6 protein-coding genes are annotated in these 4,931 nt (G+C 65.1%); all 6 read right to left on the bottom strand.

Translation table 11 applies throughout. The features are described from left to right. On the bottom strand, positions 1-357 hold a 357-nt coding region (locus ACE3UY_RS14415), incomplete at its 3' end, for an alcohol dehydrogenase catalytic domain-containing protein (RefSeq protein WP_374688204.1). Between the two features lie 111 nt (positions 358-468). Next, positions 469-1,461 (bottom strand): hypothetical protein, encoded by a 993-nt coding sequence (locus tag ACE3UY_RS14410; RefSeq protein WP_374688203.1) that lies wholly within the window; start codon positions 1,459-1,461, stop codon positions 469-471. Beyond that, positions 1,454-1,807, bottom strand: a complete 354-nt coding sequence (locus tag ACE3UY_RS14405) for a PadR family transcriptional regulator (protein ID WP_374688202.1) — start codon at positions 1,805-1,807, stop codon at positions 1,454-1,456. Before ACE3UY_RS14405 ends, ACE3UY_RS14410 begins: the two co-directional genes overlap by 8 nt. A 185-nt stretch (positions 1,808-1,992) precedes the next feature. Further along, positions 1,993-2,892: an aminoglycoside phosphotransferase family protein gene (locus tag ACE3UY_RS14400; protein WP_374688205.1), complete on the bottom strand. Its 900-nt coding sequence runs from the start codon at positions 2,890-2,892 to the stop codon at positions 1,993-1,995. Beyond that, the gene (locus tag ACE3UY_RS14395; RefSeq protein ID WP_374688201.1) at positions 2,876-3,787 is read right to left on the bottom strand and encodes a RimK family alpha-L-glutamate ligase; all 912 of its coding nucleotides are present in this window, start codon (positions 3,785-3,787) and stop codon (positions 2,876-2,878) included. Before ACE3UY_RS14395 ends, ACE3UY_RS14400 begins: the two co-directional genes overlap by 17 nt. A gap of 19 nt (positions 3,788-3,806) precedes the next feature. Beyond that, the coding region (locus ACE3UY_RS14390; RefSeq protein WP_374688200.1) for an alpha-amylase family glycosyl hydrolase at positions 3,807-4,931 on the bottom strand (1,125 nt) is incomplete at its 5' end.

Below are 4,931 nucleotides of genomic sequence, written 5' to 3'. Positions count from 1 at the left end.
CTTCCGCGCCCAGACGCCCTCCGGGGCGCAGACGTACTCGGCCAGCCCGCCGGAGCCGACGCCAGATAGATCGCCGTAAACCGCGTTGCCCGGTTGAAACTGCGTCACGCCGCGGCCGACGGCGGCCACCACGCCGGCCACATCGGCCCCCAGGATGGTGTGCCTTGGCCGCCGCAGCCCGCCGGTCATGAGCCGGACGATGAACGGCTTGCCACTCAAGGCGTACCGGTCGGCGGCGTTGAGGCCCGTGGCGTGAACCCTGACCAGTACCTCGCCTTCCGCCGGCTGAGGCGCGGCCACTTCCTTTAATTGGAGCACGTCCGGCGAACCGTACTGCGTGTAAACAATCGCTTGCATGATTTTCCTTGTCTCCGCTGTGATAAGCAGCCCCAGTCACACCGATTACACAGAATGTCTTGAAATCAATCTTTGTAATCAGTGTAATCTGTGGATTTCTTGTCTTCTCTTTTAGTTCGCCTTGACGTTGTAGGACGGCGCCGCGCTATAGCGATGGCTCACCATCTTGACCAGCTTGGTGACGCCCCCAATCACCGCGATGATGATCGACAGGACGAGAATGGCTTCCGCGCCGCGCCCGATGAGCGGCACGCCGGTCAGCGCCGGAACGGCGGCATAGACCCGGTCGGCCAGCGGCAGCCACAGGACAAAGTACAGCGTCACCGCGCCGACGATGTCCAGCGCCACGTTGACCAGCCACAGGGCCACGCCCCACCGCCCGCGCAACAGCGCCGTCAGTTGCAGCACCATCTGCGCGATCGCGATAGCGATGAGCGCCACCAGCCAGGGAATGGGCACCGGGATGACGTCTACCGGCTCGCCCAGATTGAATTGCAGGGTCAGGCCGCCAACGCGCAGGAAGTAGATCATGACCAGCACGGCGAACGTGCCAAAGGCCATGCTGAAGATCGACTCGAAGCGGTCAACCTCGGCCGGGTCGTTGACTTCTGGCAGGGCCAGCGGATCGAACCCGGCGTCGTTGCCGGTGATCTCGTCCAGGTCTTCGCCGGAGTGCTGCAAGATAGCGAAGATGAGCACGACGATGCCGGTGAAGATAGCCGTGGCCTGGAACGCGCCGGCGGCCGTCTCCAGCAGCACCGTAATCAGGTTGTCCGACTCGTTGCCGAACAGTATGGCCAGCAGGTGAACGAGGACGGCCACCGGCGGCACGATGACCCAGCCGCGCCGCAAGACCATCATCATCACCGGGTAGAAGTCGGGGCCGACCAGATACTGCTCGCCGCCATAGGAAGCGGCCATGCGGCGCGGGTCGCCCAGTTCCTTGAGCACCGCGGCCACGTCAGCCTGCGTGGGCGCGCCCTCATAGCGGTCGTCCAACTGGTCCTGAATCTGCGACCGTAGTTCGGCCTGAATCTCGGCCCGCTCTTTGTTGGGCAGGTAGCGCCCGACTTGATGAACGTATCGCTCGACTAGCTCAGACATGTTTCTCTCCATAAAGAATGAGGTGCATTACCTCGATGGTGTTATTCCACTCCGTCATCAGCGCGGCCAGCACCTTGCGCCCCAGCGGGCTGATCCGGTAATACTTGCGCGGCCGCGATTCGCCGATCTCCCACTCGCTTTCCAGCAAGCCCTGCTTCTCCAGCCGCCGCAGCAGGGGGTAGAGCGTCCCTTCCTCGATGTCCAGCCCCTGGCCGGCCAACCGTTGAATGAGGTTGTAGCCGTACCGGGCGGTGTCCATCTGACTGAGAACCGCCAGCACCACCACGCCGCGCCGCAGCTCGAGGCGCAGGTTGTCAAACTGCTCGTCTAGTTCTATTTCAGTCATATGCTGTGCGCCTTATCATGCTGTGTGTCATACAGTAACAGTATACTATATGTCGCACAGTATTGTCAAGTACACAATATTGACTTCTTGTTAGCGTTGGGGCTTTCGCTGCGGTGTAGCGCGGGTTGGCAACCCGCGTTCTAGCTGGGCCGAAGACGCGGGATGCCATCCCGCACAGCGCCTTGTCAGACCGCGCCGGAGTGGTCGGCCAGCACAGTCTGGATGACGCGCTGGGCGTCGGCGGCCACCGGCGGGTGGGTGTGTTCGCTTTCGACGAGCGTGATGAGCGCCTTCCACAGCGCCCAGCCCCGGCCGCGCGCCCACGTGGCGTCGTCCAGCGGCAGCGCCTTACGGAATGCCCGCCGGCTCGCCCCGGCGAAGAACGTCCAGGCCATGACCACGTCGCAGGCGGGGTCGCCCACCCCCGAGCAGCCGAAGTCGATGACGGCGTTCAACCGGCCCTGGCGAACCAGCAGGTTGCCCGCGGCCACGTCGCCGTGCACCCAGACGGGCGGGCCGTGCCACGTCGCCGCCAGGGCCGTTTCCCATACCGCGGTCGCCGCGGCGGCGTCTACCTGGCCGTCCAGGGCGGCTATGGCGTCGCTGGTCTCCCGGTCATAGACGGTCAGCGGCCCGCCGCGATAGCAGTTGTGCGGCCCCGGCGGCGGCCCGCCCGTGGGATCGATCCGTTGCAGGGCGAGTAGGAAATGGGCCAGCGTCTCCGCGAAACGGGGCAGGTCGGCGATGCGCTCCGGCGTCGCGTTCTGGCCGTCGAGCCAGCGGTAGACCGACCAATGCCACGGGTAGCCCTCGGCCGGGACGCCCAGCGCCAGGGGAGTGGGGATGGGCAGCGGCAAAAGGGGAGCCAGCCGCGGCAACCAATGCTGTTCCTTGGCTACCTGTTCCTTATACCCTTCGGCGCTGGGCAGCCGCACCAACATGTCATCGCCCAGGCGAAAGGTTGTGTTGTCCCAGCCATCGCGCTCAACGGGCGTGATGGGCCGGCGCGCCCAGCGGGGGAACTGAGCGCCGATCAGCCGGCGGACGAGAGGCGCATCGATGTCCGCTTTAGTGATAGAAGCGATTGGGTCTACTCCTTGAACGGGCGGCGCGCACGAGACGGCCGGCCCCATCTGGGGCCAGATCGAAGTATAGGATAGGCTCTATCAGCTCAAGCTCCATGACAGCTAGCCGGCCAGCCACACGCACCAGGTCCAGGCGTGCATAGAGCAAGTCAAATGGTAGGCTGGCCAGAATGGCCTTCGCCTGGAGCAGGTCGTCCCGCCGGGGTTCAATGGCTTTGACGGTGCCGCCATAGATGCCGTGAGCGCGATAATCATCGGGGGCGGGTTTCTTCAGTAGCGCATGGCTGAACTCGCCGTCGATAAAGATGAACGACCACTCGCCCTCGTCCAGAACGCTCTCGACCAGAGGTTGTAGCAGGAACGCCTGGTGGGGCTGTTTGGCGGCCAGTTGCCCGAGCGTCGCCGCAATGTCCTGAGCCGCCACCAGGGTAACGTCGGCCGCGCCGGCGCCGATCATAGGCTTGAGGACGGCCTGCTGCCAGCCTCGCTGAATGGCCGCATCCTGCAGGGCCGGCGCGTCGGCCGCAGAGGCTGAAAGGGAGGGTACGATAGGAATCAGCCACTCGTGCAGATCAAAAAGATAGGACTTGACGCTATTCCAGCGAACCGCCTCGAGGGGATTGAATAACCGGCACGATGATCGGTCGATCTCGGCCAGTACGGACAAGAAGCGCTCGCGCTCGTCGATGTAGTCCCACGTGCTGCGAATGAGGGCCAGGTCGAATTGATTCCAATCGACGCTTGTATCACTCCAGACGACGGAAATGGCTTCGTCCCCTTGTCTCGCGAACTCGGCGATGAGTCGCCGATCATCCGCAAACAGCTCATCGACATTGGGGATTTCCCATGTGACGAAGTTTGGAAGCTTACGGCACGTCAGGATAGCCACGCGCATGGAGTAGGTCGCCTCGAGTCTAAGCGGACGCCAGTCGCCACATTCCAAAACCCGGCCCCTCAGCCGGCAATGTGACCATCCCCTCGGCGTCGCTCCGCAGATCGGCGCTCCCGGCCAGCCCCACCAGTTCCGAGCCGACGACCGCCGCCGGCAGGCGGACGGGCGCGTGGTTGGCGCGCGCGGCGTGGACGAGCACCGTCTCGCCGGGCGCTTCGCGCAGGAAGGTCAGCGCGTCGTCGCCGATGCACAGCCAGCGCAGGCCGCCGCGCCGCAGGGCCGCGCTGCCGGCGCGGGTCGTGAACAGGGCTTGCGTGTGCGCCAGCCGCCGCTGGTCCCAGCGCTCCGGGTGCGCCCAGGGCATGGGGATGCGGGCGTACTCCGGCCCCATAGTCGCCAGCCCGATCTCGTCGCCGGCGTAGATCATCGGCACACCGGGATAGGCGGCCAGCATGCCGAAGGCCACGTCTACCAGGCCAGGATCGCCCAGCAGCGAGGCAATGCGGTGGGTGTCGTGGGAGCCGATGAGGTTCATGGCGTGCAGCGTGGCCTGCCAGGGGGTGACGCCGGATAGTTCGCGCATGGCGACGACGACCAGCGGGCCGAGCAGGTTGGGTAGCAGGGGATACTTGGTATGGGCGTAAGGCCGGGACTGCGGCGGCAACAACCATTGCCACAGCGGCCGGGTGAAGGCCGCGTAGTTCATGGTGCCCTGATAGCCGTCGCCGAGCAGGTCGCGGCTGGTGTCGTGGTTGGACTCGGCCTGCAGGAATGACTCGGCCGCGGCCTGGGCCATCGTGCGGCGAATGGTGGTGGCGACTTCGTGGCTCAGGTTGATGTCGCCGTGAATGCCGGTCATGTTCGCCACGTCGATCCGCCAGGCGTCCAGCGCGTGCGGGCCGAGCCAGCGCGCGACGACCGAGTCCGGCCCGTCGTAGAGCCGGCGGCGCAATTCGGCGCTGCGGTGGTCGAAGATCGGCATTTCCTTAAGCCCCCACCACGCATCGTAGTGATGCGGGTAATCGGTGAAGAAGAAAAACGCCCTTTCCGGCGCATCCGGATCGGACAGCGCCGCCTGGAACCACTCATGGGTGTCGCCGCAATGGTTGGTCGTCAGGTCGCCCATCAGGCGCATGTCCCGCGCGTG

Origin of the sequence: Promineifilum sp. (SeqCode) (genome assembly GCF_041918635.1) — a bacterium.
Taxonomy (GTDB): domain Bacteria; phylum Chloroflexota; class Anaerolineae; order Promineifilales; family Promineifilaceae; genus Promineifilum.
The sequence above is the reverse complement of the archived record's forward strand: the minus strand, read 5'-3'. Positions and strand labels throughout refer to the sequence as shown.

Bases quoted from the DNA above. Each gene is read 5' to 3' on its own strand.
- ACE3UY_RS14410 (WP_374688203.1), bottom strand. From the start codon at position 1,461: ATGTCTGAGCTAGTCGAGCGATACGTTCATCAAGTCGGGCGCTACCTG.
- ACE3UY_RS14405 (WP_374688202.1), bottom strand. From the start codon at position 1,807: ATGACTGAAATAGAACTAGACGAGCAGTTTGACAACCTGCGCCTCGAG.
- ACE3UY_RS14395 (WP_374688201.1), bottom strand. From the start codon at position 3,787: ATGCGCGTGGCTATCCTGACGTGCCGTAAGCTTCCAAACTTCGTCACA.